Origin of the sequence: Pantoea anthophila, assembly GCF_026104315.1 — a bacterium.
Taxonomy (GTDB): domain Bacteria; phylum Pseudomonadota; class Gammaproteobacteria; order Enterobacterales; family Enterobacteriaceae; genus Pantoea; species Pantoea anthophila.
Genome location: NZ_CP110473.1, coordinates 1,763,249 through 1,786,622, shown reverse-complemented (window position 1 = coordinate 1,786,622; position 23,374 = coordinate 1,763,249). Strand labels below are relative to the sequence as shown.

The window sequence follows — 23,374 nt, the reverse complement described above, 5'->3', positions numbered from 1 at the left end:
CCGCATTCACGCAAACCCACGGAGGAAATTTCTTAGAAGCCATCTACAGTTAGAAGTAACAGCAAAGAGTTTGGACGAGCAGAGTAACCACAAACGTTGTGTATCCCGATAAAAAAGATCAGGTTGGCATAAGGGTTGCTGTACTCAACAGAGAATATCTTCCGGGAGCTGCTACAAGCCTCTAATTACGCTCCTTACCTGTGCTAAAAACGAAAGGACGGGCATCGCTATGAATATATTCGATCACTATCGTCAGCGTTATGAAGCTGCCAAGGACGAAGAGTTCACACTGCAGGAATTTCTTGCCATCTGTAAGCAGGATCGCAGTGCATACGCCAACGCTGCAGAACGACTGTTAATGGCTATCGGAGAGCCGGTAATGGTCGACACTGCTCAGGAGCCACGCCTTTCCAGAATATTCTCCAATCGTGTGATGGGACGCTATCCGGCGTTTGAGGAGTTTTACGGTATGGAGGAGGCAATTGAACAGATTGTCTCCTATCTGAAACATGCCGCCCAGGGTCTGGAAGAGAAGAAACAGATTCTCTATCTGCTCGGCCCGGTCGGTGGCGGTAAATCGTCACTGGCGGAGCGACTCAAGTCGCTGATGCAGCGGGTGCCCATCTATGTGCTGAGCGCTGACGGCGAGCGCAGTCCAGTGAACGATCACCCCCTCTGCCTGTTTAATCCGCAGGAAGATGCGCACATCCTTGAGAAAGAGTATGGCGTTCCGCGTCGTTACCTGGGCACCATCATGTCGCCGTGGGCCGCTAAACGGCTACACGATTTCGGTGGCGATATCTCCCGCTTTAAGGTGGTAAAAGTCTGGCCATCCATCCTGGAACAGCTGGCCATCGCGAAAACCGAACCGGGTGATGAGAACAACCAGGATATCTCCGCACTGGTGGGTAAAGTGGACATCCGTAAACTGGAGAACCACGCGCAGAACGATCCGGATGCTTATGGTTACTCCGGTGCCCTCTGCCGCGCCAACCAGGGGATTATGGAGTTCGTGGAGATGTTTAAAGCGCCGATCAAGGTGCTGCATCCGTTACTGACCGCCACTCAGGAGGGGAACTACAACGGCACCGAAGGAATTTCGGCGCTGCCCTTCAACGGCATCATTCTGGCGCACTCTAACGAATCCGAATGGGTCACCTTCCGCAACAACAAAAACAACGAGGCGTTCCTTGACCGTGTCTACATCGTTAAGGTGCCTTACTGCCTGCGCGTCTCTGAAGAGATCAAGATTTATGACAAGCTGCTGAACCACAGTGAGCTGGCTACCTCGCCCTGTGCGCCTGGCACGCTGGAAACGCTGGCCCGCTTCTCCATCCTGTCGCGTCTGAAAGATCCGGAGAACTCCAGCATCTACTCCAAAATGCGGGTCTACGATGGTGAAAGCCTGAAAGATACCGACCCGAAAGCGAAGTCGTGGCAGGAGTATCACGATTACGCTGGTGTGGATGAGGGAATGAACGGCCTGTCGACCCGCTTTGCCTTTAAGATTCTGTCGCGGGTGTTTAACTTTGACCACACAGAAGTGGCGGCTAACCCGGTCCATCTCTTCTATGTGCTGGAGCAGCAGATTGAACGTGAGCAGTTCCCGCAGGAGCAGGCTGAGAAGTACCTTGAGCACCTTAAAGGCTATCTGATTCCTAAGTATGCTGAGTTCATCGGCAAGGAGATTCAGACCGCCTATCTGGAATCCTACTCTGAATATGGTCAGAACATCTTTGACCGCTACGTTACTTACGCCGACTTCTGGATTCAGGATCAGGAGTACCGCGATCCCGATACCGGACAGCTGTTCGATCGTGAATCGCTCAACGCGGAGCTGGAGAAGATTGAGAAGCCCGCCGGGATCAGTAACCCGAAAGATTTCCGTAACGAGATCGTGAACTTCGTGCTGCGTGCCAGGGCACACAATAACGGTCGTAATCCGAACTGGACCAGTTATGAGAAATTACGCACCGTCATCGAGAAAAAGATGTTCTCGAACACGGAAGAGTTACTGCCGGTCATCTCGTTCAACACCAAGACCTCTACCGATGAGCAGAAAAAGCATGATGATTTTGTCGATCGCATGATGGAAAAAGGCTATACCCGCAAACAGGTTCGCCTGCTCTGTGAGTGGTATCTGCGAGTGCGCAAGTCGTCCTGATAAGAGTCTGTAAGCATGCCGGGTTGTCAGACCGGCACCACAGGTCGGGTTCGCCCGGCCTGCTTACAATGCAGTTTGGAGGAATACCATGGCCTATTTCATCGATCGCCGGCTGAACGGCAAAAACAAGAGCGCGGTCAACCGCCAGCGCTTCTTGCGCCGTTACAAGTCACAAATCAAGCAGTCGATCTCCGAGGCCATCAATAAACGCTCGGTGACCGACGTCAGCAGCGGTGAGTCTGTCTCAATCCCGATTGACGACATCAATGAGCCGATCTTCCATCAGGGACGGGGCGGAAATCGCCATCGGGTCCATCCGGGTAACGACCATTTTGTGCAGAATGACCGCATCGAACGGCCTCAGGGTGGTGGAGGCGGTGGCGGCAGTGGTCAGGGCAATGCCAGTCAGGATGGTGAAGGTCAGGATGAGTTTGTCTTTCAGATCTCGAAAGATGAGTATCTCGACCTGCTGTTTGAAGACCTCGCCCTGCCTAACCTGCGCCGCAACCAGCATCGTCAGCTGAACGAGTATAAGACCCACCGGGCGGGTTTTACCTCTAACGGCGTACCCGCCAATATCAGCGTGGTGCGCTCGCTGCAGAACTCGCTGGCGCGGCGTACGGCGATGACGGCGGGCAAACGCCGGATGCTGCACGAACTGGAAGAGACGCTTCTGCAGGTGGAGAACACCGAACCGGCACAGCTGCTGGAGGAGGAGCGGCTGCGCAAAGAGATTGCCGAATTGCGGGCCCGCATTGAGCGGGTGCCCTTTATCGACACCTTCGACCTGCGCTACAAAAACTTTGAGAAGCGCCCGGAGCCCTCCAGCCAGGCGGTGATGTTCTGTCTGATGGATGTCTCCGGCTCCATGGATCAGGCAACCAAGGATATGGCGAAACGCTTCTATATCCTGCTCTACCTGTTCCTGAGCCGCACCTACAAGAATGTCGATGTAGTCTATATCCGTCACCACACCCAGGCCAAAGAGGTGGACGAGCAGGAGTTCTTCTACTCGCAGGAGACGGGCGGAACCATCGTCTCCAGTGCGCTGAAACTGATGGATGAGGTGGTGAAGGATCGCTATGACCCGGCGCAGTGGAACATCTATGCGGCGCAGGCGTCCGATGGTGATAACTGGGCCGACGATTCGCCCCTCTGTCATGAGATTCTGGCGAAGCACATTCTGCCGGTGGTGCGCTATTACAGTTATATCGAAATCACCCGCCGTGCCCATCAGACGCTGTGGCGTGAATATGAGCATCTGCAGGCGATGTTCGACAACTTTGCGATTGAGCACATCCGTGAACCGGAAGATATCTATCCGGTGTTTCGTTCACTGTTTCACAAACAGGCCACGGAAGCCTGATTCGCAGACATTGCAGAGTGACGCTCTTTTTTACGCGAAGCCGGTTAACCACCGGCTTTTTTTTATCAGCTGAATAACCTGTTAAAACAACCTGTTTTCCTCCCCTTGCCTGCCAACCCCCTCATTCTTCACATTAATCTGATACCGTATACGTTTAAGCAATTCGTATAATGTGCATTTTCACAATGACAACTCCTTGATAAACCATTATCTTTCAGAGATAGCATGGACATTTATCACCGCTTGGGCATCGCACCGTCATATCTCAGGAGACCGGGTTTGAACCACACTATCGTCTACAGTCTGTTTATCATCGGTTCCGTGCTGGTCGCATCGAGCATTCTGCTCAGCTCTTTCTCATCCAGGCTGGGCATTCCTATTCTGGTCATCTTCCTTGCGCTGGGTATGCTGACCGGGGTCGATGGTATCGGAGGCATCGCCTTTGATAACTATCCGGCGGCCTATCTGATTTCCAACCTGGCGCTGGCCATTATCCTGCTGGATGGTGGTATGCGCACCAAAGCCAGCTCGTTTAAGGTCGCGCTGGGGCCCGCGCTGTCACTGGCCACCATCGGCGTCATGATCACCGCCGGCTTAACCGGTGTGGTTGCCGCCTGGTTGTTTAAGCTGGATATGATGCAGGGATTCCTGATTGGCGCGATTATCGGCTCCACGGATGCCGCCGCGGTCTTCTCCCTGCTGGGTGATAAGGGCCTGAACGAGCGCGTCAGCTCGACACTGGAAATCGAGTCCGGCAGCAACGACCCGATGGCGGTGTTTCTGACCATCACCCTGATTGAGATGATCGAACAGGGCCGCAGCGGACTTGACTGGATGTTTCTGGTGCACCTGGTGCAGCAGTTCGGCCTGGGGATCGTGCTGGGCCTGGGCGGTGGCTGGGCGCTGCAGCAGCTGATTAACCGCATCAGCCTGGCGGGTGGCCTCTATCCGCTGCTGGCGCTGAGTGGCGGCATTCTGGTGTTTGCGCTGACCACCGTACTGGAGGGCAGCGGCATCCTGGCGGTCTATCTGTGCGGCTTTTTACTCGGCAACAGTCCGATTCGCAACCGCCACGGTATTCTGCAGACCTTTGATGGTATGGCATGGCTGAGCCAGATTGGCATGTTCATTGTGCTGGGGCTGCTGGTCACCCCTTCCGACTTGTGGCACATCGCCGTGCCGGCGATGATCCTCTCACTGTGGCTGATTCTGGTGGCGCGCCCCCTGTCGGTGTTTGTTGGCCTGCTGCCGTTCCGCAGTTTTACCACCCGTGAACGCTTCTTTATCAGCTGGGTCGGATTACGTGGAGCGGTGCCGATTATTCTGGCGGTGTTCCCGATGATGGCCGGATTAGAAAACGCCTCGCTCTATTTCAACATCGCCTTCTTTGTGGTGCTGGTCTCGCTGATGTTGCAGGGAACCTCGCTGGGCTTTGCGGCAAAAAAAGCCAAGGTGGTGGTGCCGCCGACGGCCTCCCCCATCAGCCGTATCGGTCTGGATATCCATCCGGAGAATCCGTGGGAGCAATTTGTTTATCAGCTCAGCGCCGACAAGTGGTGTATTGGAGCTGCGCTGCGCGATCTGAAGATGCCGCGCGAGACCCGCATCGCTGCCCTGTTTCGTGACAATGTGCTGATGCATCCCAACGGCGGGACACGCCTCAGAGAGAACGATGTGATCTGCGTGATTGGCCGTGAGCGCGATCTGCCAGCCCTGGGCAAAATGTTCAGTCAGTCGCCGCCGGTTTCGCTCGACCAGCGGTTCTTTGGTGACTTTATTCTGGATGCAGAAGCACGCCTGCGCGACGTCGCGCAGATCTACGGACTGGAACTGGATGAGAGCACCAACGATCAGCAGTCGCTGGGGCAGCTGATGCTGGGCATGCTGGGTGGCGCGCCGGTGGTCGGGGATCAGGTTGAATGGAATGAGCTGACCTGGACCGTGGCGGAAAAAGAGGATAATCGTATCGTGAAAATTGGTGTCCGGCCGGCAGAAGAGAAGGAATAATCCTAATCATTCAGCCACGTTATTTTCTGTTGATACGCTAAGCTTACAGCTCTGTGCCAAAAAAACGGGAGAAATGAATGGGACACGTGGTTAAAATTGGTCGTTATGAGATTGTTGATGCCGATCTTGACGGTGAGCACCCTGACACCGTCAGTATTCCCTGTCACACCAATCCCGGCTTAATTACCCAACTCGACGGCTGGGATCGCGATACCAGCGTACCGGCGTGGATTGATGGAAAACCGGTGGATCTGCAGATTGGTCATTATGATAAAGAGCAGGACCGCTGGATTTTAAAAAGACCCGCCTGATGCCTTATCACTACCGCCAGTCGCGAGATTTGGCGGTAATTCCTAAAAAGCGTCTTAAACAGTTTAGTTATAACTGCACCCCTGCTTATTTTATCCTTATATTACATGGCGTTAGCCGTTTAAAACTTTAATCACTTTTGTTGTTTTCAGATTTTTTCCGTATTAACGCCGTCAAATATCTCCTGCATACTCATTCTCAATGCTGCAACATTTCGTGAGTACCATCACGCTTTAATCTTCATCTTTTTTGCAGCTGTACTGGCTTTACTGACTGCAACAGACTGAAAATTATTTTTTAATTTTTCGGTGGCTCACTCCTGAGCGCGTCCCTGATTCTGGTCAGGCCATCTTTTACTTAAGAAAGAGAGCAGGTTTTATGGCAAGTACATTGATAATGAATAGCCCGAGCCGCTCATGGAGCGGCACGCGTAAAAATATCATCGTGAAATTCGCCCTGAGCTTTTCCGATCTGATTGCACTCAACCTCGCATTATTTTTATCCGCCGCAACCATTCAGGGTATTTGGGGCGAGCTGGATACGTTTATTCCCCCGCATCAGATCGAATACCGTTTTGTGGCGCAGTTTATTATGTCCGTGATGTGCACCGGCTGGTTCTGGGTTCGTCTGCGTCACTACACCTATCGCAAACCCTTCTGGTTCGAGCTGAAGGAGATTGTGAAAACGCTGTTTGTTTTCTCACTGCTCGACCTCGCGCTGATCGCGTTTTCGAAATGGGACTTCTCCCGCATGGTGTGGGTTTTCAGCTGGACATATGCCCTGCTGCTGCTGCCGCTGATGCGAACGCTGGTCAAACGCGCCATTAACCGGGCGGGCCAGTGGCAGAAAGAGACCATCATCATCGGCTCCGGCCGCAACGCTACCGAAGCCTATGCCGCCCTGCAGAGTGAGGAGATCCTGGGCTACAACGTACAGGCCTTTATCTCTGTCGACGATGAGCCCTCTCAGCAGAGCGTCAATGGCGTGCCAGTGATCACCTGGAAAGACATTAACTGGCAGACCATTGACCGCGACAACGTGCAGTTTATTGTGGCCATGGAGTATGAGCAGCAGCCGATGCGTGACCGCTGGCTGAAATTCCTGTCGAAGATGAACTGCCGTTCGGTTTCCGTTATCCCGACACTGCGCGGCGTGCCGCTCTACGGCACCGACATGTCCTTTATCTTCAGTCATGAAGTGATGATCCTGCGTGTCAGCAACAACCTGGCGAAGCACTCTTCGCGCTTCCTGAAGCGGACCTTTGATATTGTCGTCGCCTCCATGCTGCTGCTGTTCCTCGGCCCGATCTTCGCCCTGCTCTGCTTTATGGTGAAGCGCGATGGCGGCAATGCGATTTATGGGCATGAGCGCGTGGGTCAGGATGGCAAAAAATTCAAATGTCTGAAATTCCGTTCCATGGTGACCAACTCTAAAGAGGTGCTGGAGAAGCTGCTGGCGACCAGTGAAGAAGCCCGAATGGAGTGGGACAAAGATTTTAAACTGAAGAATGACCCGCGCATTACCCGTATCGGTGGCTTCCTGCGTAAAACCAGCCTCGACGAGTTACCGCAGCTGTGGAACGTGATCCGCGGTGAGATGAGCCTGGTCGGCCCGCGCCCGGTGATTGAGGCGGAGCTGGAGCGTTACGCCGGCGATGTGGATTACTACCTGATGGCCAAGCCCGGCATGACCGGCCTGTGGCAGGTCAGCGGACGCAACGATATCGACTACGATACCCGCGTCTACTTTGACTCCTGGTATGTGAAAAACTGGGCACTCTGGACCGATATTGCCATTCTGTTTAAAACCGCAGGCGTCGTGTTACGTCGCGACGGCGCTTACTGAGTTAAAGCCGCGATGCCTGTAAAAAGCAGGCATCGCACTTTCCGCACAGCTTACGCTTTCTTTTTCCCCTCTGAATCATTACCCTCTTCGGCTCGTTTTTTAACAGAACGTTTACCCTCTGGTTGTTATGCAAAAATTTACTTTATTGTTATTGAGCCTGGTGCTGCTGGCACCCTTAGGCATCGACCTCTATTTGCCCACGCTGCCGCAGATTGCTGAAGGGCTGAATACCCCGGTCAGTCTGGTGCAGACCACCATTCCTCTCTTTCTGCTGGTAATGGGGCTGGGACAACTGGTGACCGGGCCGCTGGTGGACAATTATGGCCGTAAGCCCATCGCCCTGCTGGGGCTGGCGCTCTACATCGCCGGCAGTGTGATTGCCGCCACCGCCACCTCCTTCCCGCTGTTCGTGATTGCCCGTCTGGTGCAGGGCTGCGGCGTCTGCTGTAGCGCGGTGGTCGCCTTCAGCGGCGTGCGTGACCGCCTCAGTGGCGATGCCGCTGCCCGCGCTTACGGCTTTCTGAATGGCGCACTGAACATTGTCCCGGCGCTGGCCCCGCTGCTGGGCGGCCTGCTGGCCAGCGCCTTCGGCTGGCGCGCGCCCTTCTGGTTCCTCTGCGCCTATGGTGTGGTGATTACGCTACTGGTGCTGATCGGCCTGCCCGAGACGCGTCCGGCAGATACCCTGCGGGTAAAAGGCTTACCGGTGAAGCAGTACGCCGCTATCCTGCGTCAGCCACGCTTTCTGGCGTTTGCGTTCGCCAATGCCGGTGCACTGGGCATGGTGCTGACCTACGTATCGCTGGCACCTCAGGTGCTGATGACCGAAGGCGGGCTGACGCCGATCCAGTTCTCCTTTGCTTTTGGCGCAAATGGTTTCTGGATCATGTTTGTCAGCATGTTCGTCAATAAAGCGATTCGTAAAGCGGGCCGGCCTTTCTGCCTGGCGATGGGATTCTTCACCATGCTGCTGGGCGCGGTGCTGCTGGTTGCCGGGATGCAGATCTTCCCGGCGGCGATGCAGACGCACTGGGCGCTCTACATGTTTCCGGTGGCGGTTTCTGTTGCTGGTCTGGCCTTCACCGTTGGCCCGGCCACCAGCTATGCGCTGGAGCCTTACCAGCAGCAGGCGGGTGTGGCGTCGGCGTTACAGGGATTTATTCAGATGGCGGGCGGTGCCGCAGGCAGCCTGATTGTTGTCACACTGCCGGTGGCGGAGAAGCTGTCACTGAGTCTGATGATGCTGCTGGGTGCAGCGCTGGCCTTTATCGCCTGGCGCTGCAGCAGAAAAATGCGCGGCAGTCTGACCGCGCTTAGCTGAGGGTGACCGGAACGCGGGGTGCCAGCGCACACATCAGCTCGTACCCTACCGTTCCGGCTGCTTCCGCCACCTGATCGATTTTCACCTGCTCGCCCCACAGCTCAACCGCTGAGCCGATTCCCGCCTGGGGACAGGGGGTCAGATCCACCGTGATCATATCCATCGACACCGCGCCGACGACCTGGGTCATCACGCCGTCAACGCAGACGGGGGTGCCGGTCGGGGCATGCCGTGGATAGCCGTCGGCATAACCACAGGCGACCACGCCAATCCGCTGCGCGGCGCTGGCATGATAGCGGTAGCCGTAGCCGACCCCGGCGCCCGCCTGCAGCTGCTGCACGGCGATAATCTCACTACTTAACGTCATCACCGGTTTCAGGCCGCTGCCCGCGATATCCTGCCAGTCGCCGCTGGGTGACGCACCATAGAGCACGATACCCGGGCGAACCCAGTCGAAATGCGCTTCGGGATGCCACAGCGTACAGGCGGAGTTGGAGAGCGACCGCGGACAGTTGAGTCCTTCTGCCGCCTGCTCAATGCGCTGCATGGGCGCAATCAGTCCCTCGGGGTTTTCGGCGTCGGCAAAATGCGCCATCAGCGTCATCTCGCCTGTGTTGCTCAGCGCACGCAGGCTCTGCCAGGCCCCGCTGACCTGCTCCGGGCGAAAACCGAGCCGGTTCATCCCGCTGTTGACCTTAAGATAGATATCCACCGGCGCTGAGAGTCTGGCGTTCGCCAGCGCTTTGATCTGCCAGTTACTGTGAACGCTGGTGGTCAGGCGATAGCGGTCGATCAACTGCAAATCTTCCGGCCTGAAAAAGCCTTCCAGCAGCAGAATCGGTTTGTTCCAGCCGCGCTCGCGCAGCAGGATCGCCTCTTCCATATTGAGCAGCGCGAAGCCATCGGTGTCAGATAGCGGCTCGCGTACCCGATCTATACCGTGGCCGTAAGCGTTGGCTTTAACCACTGACCAGACGCGGGATGCGGGGGCGGCCTGGCGCACGATAGCCAGGTTATGACGTAACGCCTCCGGGTTGATGGTCGCGACAATCGGACGTGACATCCTCTCTCTCCCTGAATACTTAACGAGTTGCGCTGGCGTTACGCAGCGGCGATGAGGTCGCCGCGAAACCAGGTAAGTAGCGGAATACCGCTAAGTCATCCGCCGCAATCGCCGGCGTTTTACCGGAGATCAGATCGGCCAGTAACTGTCCTGAACCACACGCCATCGTCCAGCCCAGCGTTCCGTGACCGGTGTTGAGCCAGAGATTAGAGATGGGGGTGGCGCCGACAATTGGCGTACCGTCTGGCGTCATCGGACGTAAACCGGTCCAGAAACTCGCCTGTGCAAGATGACCGCCCTCAGGATAGAGATCACTGACTACCATCTCCAGCGTTTCCCGCCGCGCTTCGGTCAGTTTGGTGTTAAAACCAACAATCTCTGCCATCCCGCCAACGCGGATACGATCGTCAAACCGGGTCACCGCCACTTTGTAGGTTTCATCGAGGATGGTGGAAACCGGTGCGGCGTCGGGATTTTTGATTGGAATGGTGAGTGAATAACCCTTGAGCGGGTAGACCGGGATGCTCAGAACGTTCTTCAGCAGCGCCGTGGAGTAAGAGCCAAAGGCCACCACATAGCTGTCTGCTTTGATGATCTCATCACCGCACTTCACGCCATAAATGCGATTTCCGTCGCGCAGCAGATGATCGACCGGGGTGTTGAAGCGGAATACCACGCCCGCCTCTTCAGCCATTTTGGCCAGCCGCTGGGTAAAGAGCTGACAGTCGCCGGTTTCATCGTTGGGGAGACGTAATCCGCCGGTGAGTTTATGCCGGGTTGCCGCCAGTGCAGGTTCCACACGTGACAGCTCATCGGCCTGCAGCAGTTCATAAGGCACCCCCGCGTCACGCAGCACCGCAATATCCTTGCTGGCGCTGTCGAACTGTTGCTGGGTGCGGAACAGCTGCAGCGTTCCGCCCTGCCGGCCTTCATAGGCGATGCCGGTTTCACTCCGCAGCGCTTTCAGGCAGTCCCGGCTGTATTCGGCAATCCGCACCATGCGGCTTTTATTCTGCTGATAGTGGTTGATGTCGCAGTTGCGCAGCATGTGCCACATCCACTCCAGCTGAAAGCTGCTGCCATCCAGCCGGATAGCCAGCGGCGCGTGGCGCTGGAACATCCACTTGACCGCTTTCAGCGGCACGCCTGGCGCGGCCCAGGGGGCGGCATAACCTGGCGAGATCTGACCGGCATTGCCCGCGCTGGTTTCCATCGCCGCGGCAGGCTGACGATCGATGACGGTGACCTGATGTCCGGCTCGCGCCAGATACCAGGCACTGGCTACGCCGACAACCCCACTTCCAAGAATCACTACGTGCATAGTTTCCCCATCCAACGTCTAAAAGCATAATTCACTGTTCAGAAGATGATAGTCAGCGGATCACCGCAGCGGACACCACCCCGAAATCACAGCATCCATTTCACATCTTTTTCACTTTTCAGGTAACTAAAATCTTGCTGCACGATGAATTTCAGCGCTTTATGCGCCTTATTCCTTAAACGCAGAAATAAATGACAACAAAGGCAGTTAAATCTGCGCATGGCAGGAGAATCATTCAACCTCATACATTCCACTTATAAACAGGATTTTATCCTGCCATCTGGCGCATTGGTCGAATTAAAAACGGTTAAATTCCCTGTTGCCTCACACTTAATGATTTTGTGCCAAAGATTTCATTTGAGTTCGCATTTCGGATAGGCGACAGTGGGCTATCATTGTTGTGTTCGCTCAGTTTTTTTCGGGTTCCCTTTTTCAGGATGAAGCCTTAAATAACCAGAACGGGTTGTCTTTCGGGTCAGCCGGTTTGCCACAAAGAGGTGCGCTATGACGACAATCTTTGACGAAGCCATCAGAGACAGCAAACGACTCAATGACGGACCAGACTGGACATTCGAACTGCTTGATGTCTACTTAGCGGAGATCGACCGCGTCGCGAAGCTCTACCGTCTGGATACCTACCCGCACCAAATCGAAGTGATTACCTCTGAACAGATGATGGATGCCTATTCCAGCGTCGGCATGCCAATCAACTATTCACACTGGTCATTCGGCAAAAAGTTTATCGAAACCGAGCAGCGCTATAAGCACGGTCAGCAGGGCCTGGCCTATGAGATTGTCATCAACTCCAATCCCTGCATCGCCTACCTGATGGAAGAGAACACCATGACCATGCAGGCGCTGGTGATGGCACATGCCTGTTATGGTCATAACTCTTTCTTCAAAAATAACTACCTGTTCCGCAGCTGGACGGATGCCGGATCGATTGTCGATTACCTGCTGTTTGCCAAAAACTATATCAGTGACTGCGAAGAGCGCTATGGCGTTGAAGAGGTGGAGCGGCTGCTCGACTCCTGCCACGCCTTAATGAATTATGGCGTGGATCGCTATAAACGCCCGCAGAAGATCTCCCTGCAGCAGGAGAAAGCCCGCCAGAAAAGCCGGGAAGAGTATCTGCAGAGTCAGGTGAACACGCTCTGGCGCACGCTGCCGCGGCGTGAAAAAGAGGCGGTCACGTTCGAAGCCGCACGCTATCCTTCTGAGCCGCAGGAGAACCTGCTCTATTTCATGGAGAAGAATGCGCCGCTGCTGGAGCCGTGGCAGCGTGAGATCCTGCGCATTGTGCGCAAGGTGAGCCAGTATTTCTATCCGCAGAAGCAGACTCAGGTGATGAATGAGGGCTGGGCAACCTTCTGGCACTACACCATCCTTAATCACCTCTATGATGAAGGCAAAGTGTCGGAACGCTTCATGATGGAGTTTCTGCACAGCCATACCAATGTGGTCTATCAGCCGCCCTATAACAGCCAGTGGTATAACGGCATTAACCCCTATGCTCTGGGCTTCGCGATGATGCAGGATATCAAGCGTATCTGTCAGTCCCCTACCGAAGAGGATCGCTACTGGTTCCCGGATATTGCGGGTTCTGACTGGCTGGATACGCTCCATTTTGCGATGCGTGAGTTTAAGGATGAGAGCTTCATCAGCCAGTTCCTGTCGCCGAAGGTGATGCGCGACTTCCGGCTGTTTACCGTGCTGGATGATGACCGCAACAACTATCTCGAAATCGCCGCCATTCACGATGAGGCCGGCTATCGGGCGATTCGCCAGCAGCTCTCTGCCCAGTACAACCTGAGTAATCTCGAACCCAATATTCAGGTTTATAATGTCGATCTGCGTGGTGACCGTTCGCTGACCCTGCGCTATGTACCGCAGAGCCGCACGCCGCTGGACAAGAGCCGCCGCGAAGTGCTGAAGCACGTGCATCGGCTGTGGGGATTTGATGTGATTCTGGAGCAACAGAATGAGGATGGCAGCGTTGAGCTGCTGGACCGTAACCCGCCGCGAAATACCTCACTCTGACCGCATAAAAAACCGGACGCGATGTCCGGTTTTTTTTATCGTTTATTGCCGAGATCGTCAGGCAGATTCTTCTGCATGCTGTGCCAGATTTCACCGCTGCGGCGACCGTAGTTGCGCACCACCTCCACAATCTCATCCTGTCCCGGCGATGTGTCACACAGCGCCAGCAGCGTCAGATAAAAATCACGCGCCACCTGACGGGCTTCGGGATTTGAGAAGTAGTGACGTCCCACGCGGGTGTAGAGCCCTTTCAGGCCGTTAAGGATCAGACCATAAATCGGGTTGCCGGAAGCAAATGCCAGACCGCGGAAGACGCGGTAGTCGAGTTCGGTATAGGCATCCGCCTGGTCGGCCGTCGCATCGACCGTCTCCAGCACCTCACGCGCCTTGTCAGGATGATGACGCAGTGCACGGCTGATAAAGATGGAAGAGATATTGCTGCGCACTGACAGCAGGTTGTCGATCAGCACCGGCACGCTGTCGTGGTCGAGACGCGCCAGGGTTTCGAGGATATTCAGGCCAGAGGTCTCCCAGAAATCGTTCACCCGGGTCGGTTTACCGTGCTGAATCGTCAGCCAGCCATCACGCGCCAGGCGCTGCAGTACTTCACGCAGGGTCGTACGTGTCACCCCGATCAATTCAGAAAGCTCACGCTCAGCAGGAAGAATCGACCCCGGGGGAAAGCGGCTGTTCCAGATGCTTTCAATAATGTACTCTTCAGCAAATCCCGCTGGACTCTGCGCCTTTATAACCATAGCAATGTGTTCTCGTTGCTTTTCTAATCGTGATGGGCACTCATCATACCAGACGCCCTATAGCGGATATAGCCTGCGCAACCATTAAAACCGGGCGCAGCGCATATTTCAGGTTGCCTCTCCCGTGCTCCTGGGGGCTAACGGAGTAAAGCTGATTGCGCAGCAAAATGCCAGACGCCCCATAATCGCAAAACACGCGGCTTATTTTCACATAACCTGTTCTGGATCAGTCTGAGGTCATGTCCGGATACGATTTTTCCCTGGCCCGGGCTGGTTTGCCCCCGCTTTTGGTTTACACTGCGTGGCATTAACGTTTACAGGGAATGCAATATGTTGCGATATCTGAATCACTGTTCCCGGGGCCGCGGAGCCTGGTTATTACTGGCACTGACTGCGCTGGCGCTGGAGCTCACGGCATTATGGTTTCAGCATGTGATGGGCCTGAAGCCCTGCGTCATGTGTATCTACGAGCGCAACGCGCTGTTTGGTGTGATGGGCGCGGGTCTGGTCGGCGCGATTGCGCCAAAATCGCCGTTGCGTCTGGCGGCGCTGGCGTTATGGATCTACAGTGCCTGGGAAGGTCTGCGTCTCTCCTGGGAACACACCATGATTCAGCTGCACCCTAACCCCTTTACCACCTGTGACTTTGCCGCCCGCTTCCCCAGCGGTCTGCCGCTGGATAAGTGGCTGCCGTCGGTGTTTCTCGCCAGCGGTGACTGCGCCGAGCGCAGCTGGACCTTTCTGACACTCAGTATGCCGCAATGGATGATTGGAGTATTTGCCGCTTATCTGCTGGTGGCGGTGCTGGTGCTGATTGCCCAGCCTTTCAAAGCAAAACGGCGCGACCTGTTTGGTCGCTGAAAAGAAAAAAGGCTGCCCGTGGCAGCCTTTTTTACATCTGTCCGGGACAGCCGCACTCAGCCGTTGCGATCGGGCCGATCGATGATGTGATCTTCCCAGTCCCGCACTTCACTCTCGCGAACCGCAATGTAGCGCACCGAAATACGCTGTGCGTGCATCTGCGCTTTCGAACCGGCGCGCAGCGGATGCCAGGCCGGTAAGCCCTTGCCCTCGCCCAGTAACCGGTAGGCGCAGGTGCGCGGCAGCCAGTTGAAGGTGGTCAGGTTTTCACGCGTCAGCTTGATGCAATCCTCTTCTAACTCGAAGCGGCGCTCATAGTTGCGGCACTGGCAGGTTTTGATATTGAGCTGGTTGCAGGCGACGTTAGTGAAATAGATCTCATCCGTGTCGGCGTCCTGCAACTTGTTCAGGCAGCACTGGCCGCATCCATCACATAAGGATTCCCATTCCTCATCGCTCATTTGTGCCAGGCGTTTATGTTGCCAGAAAGGGGTGTCAGTCATGATGATTGTCCGCAGTGTGCCTAAACCGCACCTTATAAAGCCTATGCGGTGGTGATGCAAGTCTTTAGAGCACGCGCGTGCTGATCCCATGCCCCGCCAGAGAGACTTCGAGCTGATCGCCCGCCCGCATCGGACCCACCCCTTCCGGCGTACCGGTCAGAATCACATCGCCGGCGCGCAGCGTGAAGTAACGACTCATGTGGGCAATCAGCGGCAGAATTTTATGAATCATATCTGCCGTGCTGCCCTGCTGACGCACTTCACCATTCACCAGCAGCTTAAGCTCCACATTCTGCGGATCGTCGCTGAACTCCGCGACCGGGATAAAACCGGAGATGGGGCAGGCATTGTCGAAGCCTTTCGATTTTTCCCACGGCTGGCCCGCTTTTTTCAGCCCGGCCTGCAGGTCACGCAGCGTCAGATCCAGCGCCACACCATAGCCTGCAATGGCCTTCGCCACATGCTCTTCGGTTGCCTGTTTCAGGGTTGCGCCAATCAGCACGGCCAGTTCAACTTCATGATGCACTTCGCCAAACGCATCCGGGATAGAGAGCGGCTGGCGCAGATCACAGAGCGCCGTTTCCGGCTTGATGAAGATCACCGGTTCTGTTGGGGTGGCGCTCCCCATCTCTTTGATGTGTTTTGCGTAGTTACTGCCGACGCAAAACACTTTGCTGACCGGAAAATCTAACAGAGCGCCTTGCCAGTTACGATGCTGATACATGCTCATCCCCTGTTCAGGTTAGGTGTGATGCCAGCACTGCTGGCGGGTTGATGTTTGCTTTTGCGCTGGTCGATGTGCCAGCCTCATGGCGAGATAATAAGATCCTTTTAACGGTCCGGGGTGCGGAATTTGTCAAAAAGCGTAAACAGCACCGCCGAAGTGCTGAATAATCGTACAAATAAGGACAAAAAGCCGGGCAGGAAATTTAATGAGAGTGAAAACAGATAAGCTGCGCCGTTAATTCTGCGCAGCTTCAGAGCAATATTATCCTGACAAAATCGCGACGGCAGGATTTATATTTACAGAAGAATCCGAGTTAAACTTTTTTATCGGCCTCTAAATGAATTTTCAGCAGACTTTCGATCGGCGGTGGAATCTGCAAATAATAGCCCTGCTCGCTCAATCCCTGCTTAACTTTATTGATATCCGCATTTGCCAGCCTGTCGCGCCCCGCCAGCTTTAGCACCATCGCCAGCTGCGGCTTGCCAAACCCTTTCAGCAATTCCTCCGGCACGCGGGAGAAATCGTCCTTTTTTTCAACATAGAGATAAGTCTGGTCACGTAACGGGCTTCTGTAGATCACACAAAACATATTTTTTACTCGAATTAACCGGGGTTGAGGCTTGTCTGAATATAGCTGTAACTATAACATGCTTGCAGAACTTCGAATATTCACCGTTAGCGCTTCAGTGACGATTTTATCATCGCCTGGCTGACGGTAGTGAAAACAGGACTGAGTCGGGACAGATGTCGCAAACGCCAATCGAATTCAAAGGTAGCAGTTTCACCCTGTCTGTCGTCCATTTGCATCACCATGACCCGGCGGTGATTCGCAAGGCACTTCAGGACAAGATTGACCAGGCTCCGGACTTCCTGAAAAACGCCCCGGTGGTGCTTAACGTTGCCACCCTGAGTGCCGATGTTAACTGGAAGCAGTTGCAGCAGGCGATTCTTGCCACCGGCTTACGCATTGTTGGCGTAAGCGGCTGCAAGGATGAGGCGCTGAAACGCATGATCGCCCGTGCCGGTTTGCCGGTGCTGGCAGAAGGTAAAGAGGCCAGGCCGCAGGTGCAAGCCCCTGCCCCTGCCGCTGTGCCTGAACCGCAGCCGGTGGCAGCGGAAGCGGTGGCCGCGAAAACGCGCATCGTGAACACCCCTGTGCGCTCAGGCCAGCAGATTTATGCACGTGATGCCGATTTGATCATCACCAGCAGCGTCAGCGCCGGTGCCGAACTGGTTGCTGATGGCAATATTCACATTTACGGCATGATGCGCGGTCGCGCCCTGGCGGGTGCCAGCGGTGACCGAAACTGCCAGATATTCTGTACTAACCTGGCCGCTGAGCTGGTTTCGATTGCCGGGGAGTACTGGATCATGGATCAGATCCCGCAAGAATTTTTTGGTAAAGCTGCGCGCCTGTGCCTGCAGGATGGCGCGCTGACTATCCAGACACTTAATTAGGCCCCTTTTCTTTTGTTAAGGAAATCAACATTTATGGCACGCATTATTGTAGTTACATCCGGTAAAGGGGGCGTTGGTAAGACCACGTCAAGCGCGGCCATCGCCACCGGTTTAGCGCAGAAAGGCAAGAAAACGGTCGTGATCGACTTCGATATCGGTCTGCGTAATCTGGATTTGATCATGGGCTGTGAGCGCCGTGTGGTCTACGATTTCGTCAACGTCATTCAGGGCGATGCCACCCTGAACCAGGCGCTGATCCGCGACAAACGCACCGAGCAGCTCTATATTCTGCCTGCGTCACAGACCCGCGACAAAGATGCGCTGACCCGTGAAGGCGTTGAAAAAGTCCTGAACGATCTGGCCGCGATGGAGTTCGATTTCATCGTCTGCGACTCACCGGCAGGGATTGAAACCGGCGCCCTGATGGCGCTCTACTTTGCCGATGAAGCCATCATCACCACCAACCCGGAAGTCTCTTCAGTCCGTGACTCCGACCGTATCCTCGGCATCATCTCCTCTAAATCCCGTCGCGCAGAAAACAGTCAGGAGCCGGTAAAAGAGCACCTGCTGCTGACCCGCTACAACCCGGGTCGCGTCAGCCGTGGCGATATGCTGAGCATGGAAGATGTGCTTGAAATCCTGCGCATTCCTCTGGTCGGCGTCATTCCGGAAGATCAGTCGGTATTACGTGCCTCCAACCAGGGCGAACCGGTGATCCTGGACGGTGAATCTGATGCTGGCAAAGCCTATGCCGATACCGTTGAACGGTTGCTCGGTGAAGTACGCCCCTTCCGCTTTATTGAAGAAGAGAAGAAGGGTTTCCTGAAACGCCTGTTCGGGGGATAAACCATGGCATTACTTGATTTCTTTTTATCCCGGAAGAAGAACACTGCCAACATAGCCAAGGAAAGGCTGCAGATTATCGTGGCAGAACGGAGAAGGGGCGACAGTGAGCCCCACTATCTTCCGCAACTTAAGCGCGACATTCTGGAAGTGATTTGCAAATATGTGAAGATCGATCCAGAGATGGTCACGGTGCAGCTCGATCAGAAAGGTGATGATATCTCGATTCTGGAGCTGAACGTGACGCTTCCGGAAACGGAAGACGCGACTAAATGATTCTGACCGCCGCCTGAATTTCCCCTGCGCAGTGGCAGGGGAAATTTATCCGGTCAGCAACCCGCCAGGATCTCATCGATGCCGGGTTTCAGCAGTTCGCCCCGCCATCCGGTCAGTAACTCCGGTGGACGCCCCTGCGGCTTAATGCCCCAGTGCTGACTCAGCACCTGATTAATCTGACGGCGTGACGCCAGCAATTCCTGACTGAAGCCACTCTGCTCACTGACCTGCTGCACCAGCGCCTTCATCGCTTTGAAGACCGATTTGTAATTCGGATGGTCGATCAGATTTCCCAGCGGAGCCGGTAATTCACTCTCCTCCAGTGCCGCCGCTTCCGCCACCAGCGCGACCAGCGTTTTGCCGTGAAAACGAATTTCGTGTCCTGACAGCCCCAGATGATCAAGTTCACCCAGCGAGCCCGGCATAAAGCGCGCCACCTTCCACAGGTTTTCTTCGCGCACCACAAAGTTAACCGCCATATCCTTTTCACGCGCCAGCGTCAGACGCCAGGCCGCCAGGCGCTGCAGCGCCGCCAGCTGACGCGGACGCAGTTGCCAGGCGTTGGTGATATCGCGCCAGGCCTCTTCCGGGGCCAGACTATCCAGACGGCGCTGACAGAGGTTGTCGCACTCGCTGAGTGCGGCGGCCATGTTGCCCGCCTCTTCCGTATTGACCATCAGCTGACGGGCAATCGGCAGCAGGTAGTGAACGTCGGCTGCTGCATAGACACACTGGCGCTCCGTCAGCGGGCGGGCTAACCAGTCGGTGCGCGATTCGCTTTTATCGAGTTCAACCTGAGTGAAGTGCGCCACCATCGCGGCGAAGCCCCAGGAGAGTGGCTGGCCGGAGAAGGCCGCCAGAATCTGGGTGTCGATCATCGGTGTCGGCAGCACGCCAAAACGGTGCAGGAACACCTCCAGATCTTCGCCGCCCGCATGCAGGAATTTGGTCACGGCGGTGTCGGTCAGCAGCGCCACAAAGGGTGACCAGTCGCGGATGTTGAGCGGGTCTATCAGCACCAGTTGTTCGTCGTCATACAGCTGGATCAGGCCAAGCTGAGGGTAATAAGTGCGGGTACGCACAAACTCGGTATCCAGTGCCACCGCCGCGTGCTGGCGCGCTTTCTGGCACACGTCTGCCAGTTGATCGTCCTGGTCGATAAGGGAATAGTTCACGTCTGATTTCCACCGCAGCAGACTCCGCGCGGCGCTCCATGTTAAAAACAATAAAAACGCCGGACATGCCGGCGTTCAACCTCAATTCTTATCCGGATTCAGCGGGTGCCGGATTTCACCTCATCGCGCAGCTCACGCCGCAGGATCTTGCCAACGTTGGTCTTGGGGAGCTCATCACGAAACTCAATGATTTTGGGCACCTTGTAGCCGGTCAGCTGACGGCGACAGTGATCGAGCACCTCCTCCTTCGTCAGCGACGCCTCTTTTTTCACGATGCAGACTTTGACCGCCTCACCGGAGAGATCGCTGGGAACCCCGATGGCCGCGGCTTCACGCACTTTCGGGTGCTGCATCAGCACATCTTCGATTTCATTCGGATAGACATTAAAGCCTGACACCAGAATCATATCTTTTTTACGGTCGACGATGCGAATAAAGCCTTCCTGATCAACGGTAACAATATCACCGCTATGGAGCCAGCCATTTTTCAGGACTTCCGCCGTCGCTTCCGGATGCTGCCAGTAACCCAGCATCACCTGCGGGCCGCTGATGCAGAGCTCACCCGGCTCGCCCGCTGCCACTTCATTTCCCGCTTCATCCAGGATCAGCACATCGGTCGAGGGCACCGGCAGGCCGATGCTGCCGGTATGACAGCTGATGTCGTAGGGATTGACCGAAACCAGCGGCGAACACTCCGTCAGGCCGTAGCCCTCCAGCAGATAGTGCCCGGTCAGCTTTTCCCAGCGTTCAGCCACGACTTTCTGCACCGCCATCCCGCCGCCCGCAGAGAGCCGCAGCGTGGAGAAATCGAGTTTCGTAAACTGCTCATCGTTCAGCAGCGCATTAAACAGCGTGTTGACCCCGGTGATGGCGGTAAACGGAAACCTGCTCAGCTCTTTAACGAAGCCAGGAATATCGCGCGGATTGGTGATCAGCAGGTTCTGGCCGCCCAGCTCAAGGAAAAGCAGCCCGTTCACCGTTAATGCAAAGATGTGATAGAGCGGCAGCGCGGTGACGACGCACTCTTTGCCGTCACGCAGCAGTTTGCCGTAGGTCGCTTTCGTCTGCTCGAGATTCGCCTGCATGTTGCGATGCGTCAGCATCGCCCCTTTGGCCACCCCGGTGGTGCCGCCGGTATATTGCAGGAAGGCGAGATCGTCATTCGACACGGTCGGACGGCGATAATTGAGCGTCGCCCCCACGTCCAGAACCTGACGGAATGAGATAGCGCCCGGCAGATGGTATTTCGGCACCAGCTTTTTGACATACTTGACGACGAAATTCACCAGCGTCGCCTTAATGGGGGCGAGCTGGTCACCCATCCGGGTCAGGATGACGTGACGAACCGCGGTTTCTGCCACCACCTTTTCCAGCGTGTGCGCGAAGTTGGAGACGATAACGATGGCGCTGGCGCCGCTGTCGTTAAGCTGATGTTTCAGCTCTCGCGGCGTGTAGAGCGGATTGACATTGACCACCACCATTCCCGCGCGCAGCACGCCAAACAGGGCCACCGGATACTGGAGCAGGTTAGGCATCATTAACGCCACCCGGTCACCCGCTTTCAGGCCCAGTTCATGCTGGAGATAGGCGGCAAAGGCGCGGCTCTTCTCCTCCAGCTGGCGATAACTCATTTTCTGACCCATGTTCAGGAACGCGGGTTGATCGGCGTAGCGTTTTGCGGCCTGCTCAAACAGATCCACCAGAGAGGTATAACGATCTGCACTTATTTCGGCAGGCACATCTGCCGGGTAGCGTTTCAGCCAAACCTTATTCAAGGATCCACCCCGATAATTATGTTGTATTTCCATCGCCGCCTCAGCCAATCTGGTTTGTTAACAATATTTTAACTGATTGTACCAGTTTGCCTGTTTCGGCATGTTGAGGTTGCGAAGTCCATCACTAAATTTCGTGCTGTGAAAACAGACAAATAAAAAGCCCGGCAGCGAGCACCGCGACCGGGCTGAATAGCAGGTCTTAATGTTACTCGGTCAGTATGGTCTGCACCTCGGTCGGGCCACTGTTAACCATGCCCCAGTAGGGATTGGGTCCCCAGTATCCCCCGCGATGGCGGGTCGGACCGTACCAGATCCAGGGGTCCATCGGCTGTGGCGGGGCGGTCACCTGCTGGGCGAGACGCCAGCGCTGATAACCACGCACATCGATGACGGCAAATTTGTAATCTGCCTCGCCGATTTTGCCCTGCTCCGTGCCTTTCAGCGTGCCCAGCACCGTGACGTACTGATTTCTGACATCCACCGGGTCAACAAAACCGTGGATGTCAGCATAGATCCGGCCGACTGACGCCGCGCCCAGACGCGGTCTGGCGCTCTCATCCAGCGGCTGTGCCGCAATCTCCAGACGGGTTTTGCCGTTCAGGTTGGTGACGTTCACCACCTTACCGCCAAAACGCGACTCCTGGCCGACATAGATAGCAGGGTCATTCATCACCCGCAGCAGATCCTGCTGAGGCTGAGGGGAACTGCCCTGCAGCGTGTCAGGAATAGAGACACAACCCGTTAACACCAGCACACAGGTCAGCAGCAGACCTGAAAGCCCTTTACCACACATTGACGACATAGACGCTCTCCCGTTAGGTAAAGTCTTAGACTGGACGCATAACAATAAGTTGCGTGCGACTTAGCGGCCAGGTAACTTTTTCCAGGCAACTTCATTGCGCAGGTAGGTCGGCTCCGCCGTTTCCGGCAGCAGGGTATCCCCGTCCGCCAGCGCCAGCGTCGCCAGCGGCAGCATATCCTGTGCGGCAGGCAGGGTCACCTCACTGGCGGTCAGCGTCAGTGCGTGCCCCTGCTGCAATGCCGGGAAGGCTTCCCAGCCGGTACCGGCGGTCATCCACTCACCGGTAAGCGCCTGCATTCTGGCCACCGCCGCCTCGGGCGTCAGCACGCTTTCGCTGGCTTCACCCTGCCAGCGCCCCTGCTCATCCCGCTGATACTCTGCCCAATAGACTTCACCCATTCGCGCATCAATGGCGGTCAGTACCCGACGGGTGCCGTGCAGACGCCACGCCCCTTCCGCCATCGTCGCCAGCGTCGAGACCGCGATCATCGGCAGGGCTGCGCCCAGTGCCAGGCCCTGCGCAATACCAATACCGATACGGACGCCGGTAAAGCTGCCGGGGCCGCGCCCAAAGGCCAGCGCATCCAGATCGGTCAGTTCCAGCTGACCGGCGAGCAGGAGCTCTTCAACCAGCGGCAAAATACGCTGGGTGTGATCGCGCGGGGCGATTTCGAATCGGGCATCGATCTGTTGCTGATTCAGCAAGGCGGCTGAACAGGCTTCTGTCGCCGTATCCAGCGCTAAAATTCGGGCTGACATGACT

21 protein-coding genes are annotated in these 23,374 nt (G+C 55.7%); 11 read left to right on the top strand and 10 right to left on the bottom strand.

Annotated elements, in window-relative coordinates:
* Positions 1 to 229 precede the first annotated feature (229 nt).
* The 6 genes from yeaG to OJ965_RS10775 all read left to right on the top strand — a co-directional run bounded on the left by yeaG (position 230) and on the right by OJ965_RS10775 (position 9,012).
* The gene (gene yeaG, locus OJ965_RS10800; RefSeq protein ID WP_009089877.1) at positions 230 to 2,164 is read left to right on the top strand and encodes a protein kinase YeaG; all 1,935 of its coding nucleotides are present in this window, start codon (positions 230 to 232) and stop codon (positions 2,162 to 2,164) included.
* An 88-nt stretch (positions 2,165 to 2,252) separates the two neighbouring features.
* Positions 2,253 to 3,530 (top strand): YeaH/YhbH family protein, encoded by a 1,278-nt coding sequence (locus OJ965_RS10795; protein ID WP_111207572.1) that lies wholly within the window; start codon positions 2,253 to 2,255, stop codon positions 3,528 to 3,530.
* Between the two features lie 279 nt (positions 3,531 to 3,809).
* Entirely contained in the window at positions 3,810 to 5,537 is a 1,728-nt protein-coding gene (locus tag OJ965_RS10790) for a potassium/proton antiporter (RefSeq protein ID WP_009089874.1), read from the top strand.
* Positions 5,538 to 5,614: 77 nt separating this feature from the next.
* Positions 5,615 to 5,848 (top strand): DUF1480 family protein, encoded by a 234-nt coding sequence (locus OJ965_RS10785; protein ID WP_009089872.1) that lies wholly within the window; start codon positions 5,615 to 5,617, stop codon positions 5,846 to 5,848.
* A 376-nt stretch (positions 5,849 to 6,224) separates the two neighbouring features.
* A complete protein-coding gene (wbaP, locus tag OJ965_RS10780) occupies positions 6,225 to 7,691 on the top strand; it encodes an undecaprenyl-phosphate galactose phosphotransferase WbaP (RefSeq protein ID WP_033736229.1) in 1,467 nt (488 codons plus the stop codon).
* A 127-nt stretch (positions 7,692 to 7,818) separates the two neighbouring features.
* The gene (locus OJ965_RS10775; RefSeq protein WP_111207571.1) at positions 7,819 to 9,012 is read left to right on the top strand and encodes a multidrug effflux MFS transporter; all 1,194 of its coding nucleotides are present in this window, start codon (positions 7,819 to 7,821) and stop codon (positions 9,010 to 9,012) included.
* On the opposite strand, the gene dadX is transcribed toward OJ965_RS10775, so the two are convergent.
* Positions 9,005 to 10,075 carry a catabolic alanine racemase DadX gene (dadX, locus tag OJ965_RS10770; RefSeq protein WP_265139204.1) on the bottom strand — a complete coding sequence of 357 codons (1,071 nt, stop codon included), beginning with the start codon at positions 10,073 to 10,075 and terminating at the stop codon, positions 9,005 to 9,007. The two genes, OJ965_RS10775 and dadX, sit on opposite strands and share 8 nt — an antisense overlap.
* A 19-nt stretch (positions 10,076 to 10,094) precedes the next feature.
* Complete coding sequence (locus OJ965_RS10765) at positions 10,095 to 11,396, bottom strand: D-amino acid dehydrogenase (protein ID WP_009089864.1); 1,302 nt, start codon at positions 11,394 to 11,396, stop codon at positions 10,095 to 10,097.
* 504 nt (positions 11,397 to 11,900) lie between these two features.
* On the opposite strand from OJ965_RS10765, the gene OJ965_RS10760 reads away from it, so the two are divergent.
* Complete coding sequence (locus OJ965_RS10760; RefSeq protein WP_265139203.1) at positions 11,901 to 13,436, top strand: SpoVR family protein; 1,536 nt, start codon at positions 11,901 to 11,903, stop codon at positions 13,434 to 13,436.
* A 35-nt stretch (positions 13,437 to 13,471) separates the two neighbouring features.
* On the opposite strand, the gene fadR is transcribed toward OJ965_RS10760, so the two are convergent.
* Positions 13,472 to 14,191, bottom strand: a complete 720-nt coding sequence (gene fadR, locus OJ965_RS10755; RefSeq protein ID WP_009089861.1) for a fatty acid metabolism transcriptional regulator FadR — start codon at positions 14,189 to 14,191, stop codon at positions 13,472 to 13,474.
* Positions 14,192 to 14,521: 330 nt separating this feature from the next.
* Between fadR and dsbB the strand changes: the two genes are divergently transcribed.
* On the top strand, positions 14,522 to 15,052 hold the full coding sequence (gene dsbB / locus OJ965_RS10750) for a disulfide bond formation protein DsbB (protein WP_009089859.1): 531 nt from the start codon (positions 14,522 to 14,524) through the stop codon (positions 15,050 to 15,052).
* A gap of 56 nt (positions 15,053 to 15,108) precedes the next feature.
* Here dsbB and OJ965_RS10745 read toward each other — a convergent pair whose 3' ends face one another.
* From OJ965_RS10745 to OJ965_RS10735, 3 genes are all read right to left on the bottom strand, one after another.
* Positions 15,109 to 15,555 (bottom strand): YcgN family cysteine cluster protein, encoded by a 447-nt coding sequence (locus OJ965_RS10745; protein WP_009089856.1) that lies wholly within the window; start codon positions 15,553 to 15,555, stop codon positions 15,109 to 15,111.
* 64 nt (positions 15,556 to 15,619) lie between these two features.
* Positions 15,620 to 16,279 carry a fumarylacetoacetate hydrolase family protein gene (locus OJ965_RS10740; RefSeq protein WP_265139202.1) on the bottom strand — a complete coding sequence of 220 codons (660 nt, stop codon included), beginning with the start codon at positions 16,277 to 16,279 and terminating at the stop codon, positions 15,620 to 15,622.
* A gap of 316 nt (positions 16,280 to 16,595) precedes the next feature.
* Positions 16,596 to 16,871, bottom strand: coding sequence for a YcgL domain-containing protein (locus tag OJ965_RS10735; protein ID WP_009089851.1), 276 nt, complete (start codon positions 16,869 to 16,871; stop codon positions 16,596 to 16,598).
* A 155-nt stretch (positions 16,872 to 17,026) separates the two neighbouring features.
* Here OJ965_RS10735 and minC point away from each other — a divergent pair, with 155 nt between their 5' ends.
* The 3 genes from minC to minE are packed head-to-tail and all read left to right on the top strand — an operon-like array spanning position 17,027 to position 18,859.
* Entirely contained in the window at positions 17,027 to 17,740 is a 714-nt protein-coding gene (minC, locus tag OJ965_RS10730; protein WP_009089848.1) for a septum site-determining protein MinC, read from the top strand.
* A gap of 33 nt (positions 17,741 to 17,773) precedes the next feature.
* Complete coding sequence (gene minD, locus OJ965_RS10725) at positions 17,774 to 18,586, top strand: septum site-determining protein MinD (protein WP_046101942.1); 813 nt, start codon at positions 17,774 to 17,776, stop codon at positions 18,584 to 18,586.
* Between the two features lie 3 nt (positions 18,587 to 18,589).
* Complete coding sequence (minE, locus tag OJ965_RS10720; protein WP_009089844.1) at positions 18,590 to 18,859, top strand: cell division topological specificity factor MinE; 270 nt, start codon at positions 18,590 to 18,592, stop codon at positions 18,857 to 18,859.
* Positions 18,860 to 18,912: 53 nt separating this feature from the next.
* Here minE and rnd read toward each other — a convergent pair whose 3' ends face one another.
* The 4 genes from rnd to tsaB form a co-directional block, all read right to left on the bottom strand.
* The gene (gene rnd, locus OJ965_RS10715; RefSeq protein ID WP_058957296.1) at positions 18,913 to 20,034 is read right to left on the bottom strand and encodes a ribonuclease D; all 1,122 of its coding nucleotides are present in this window, start codon (positions 20,032 to 20,034) and stop codon (positions 18,913 to 18,915) included.
* A gap of 98 nt (positions 20,035 to 20,132) precedes the next feature.
* Complete coding sequence (gene fadD, locus OJ965_RS10710; RefSeq protein WP_265139201.1) at positions 20,133 to 21,809, bottom strand: long-chain-fatty-acid--CoA ligase FadD; 1,677 nt, start codon at positions 21,807 to 21,809, stop codon at positions 20,133 to 20,135.
* A gap of 205 nt (positions 21,810 to 22,014) precedes the next feature.
* Positions 22,015 to 22,611 carry a Slp family lipoprotein gene (locus OJ965_RS10705; RefSeq protein ID WP_033736224.1) on the bottom strand — a complete coding sequence of 199 codons (597 nt, stop codon included), beginning with the start codon at positions 22,609 to 22,611 and terminating at the stop codon, positions 22,015 to 22,017.
* A 60-nt stretch (positions 22,612 to 22,671) separates the two neighbouring features.
* A complete protein-coding gene (gene tsaB, locus OJ965_RS10700; protein ID WP_265139200.1) occupies positions 22,672 to 23,370 on the bottom strand; it encodes a tRNA (adenosine(37)-N6)-threonylcarbamoyltransferase complex dimerization subunit type 1 TsaB in 699 nt (232 codons plus the stop codon).
* Positions 23,371 to 23,374 lie beyond the last annotated feature (4 nt).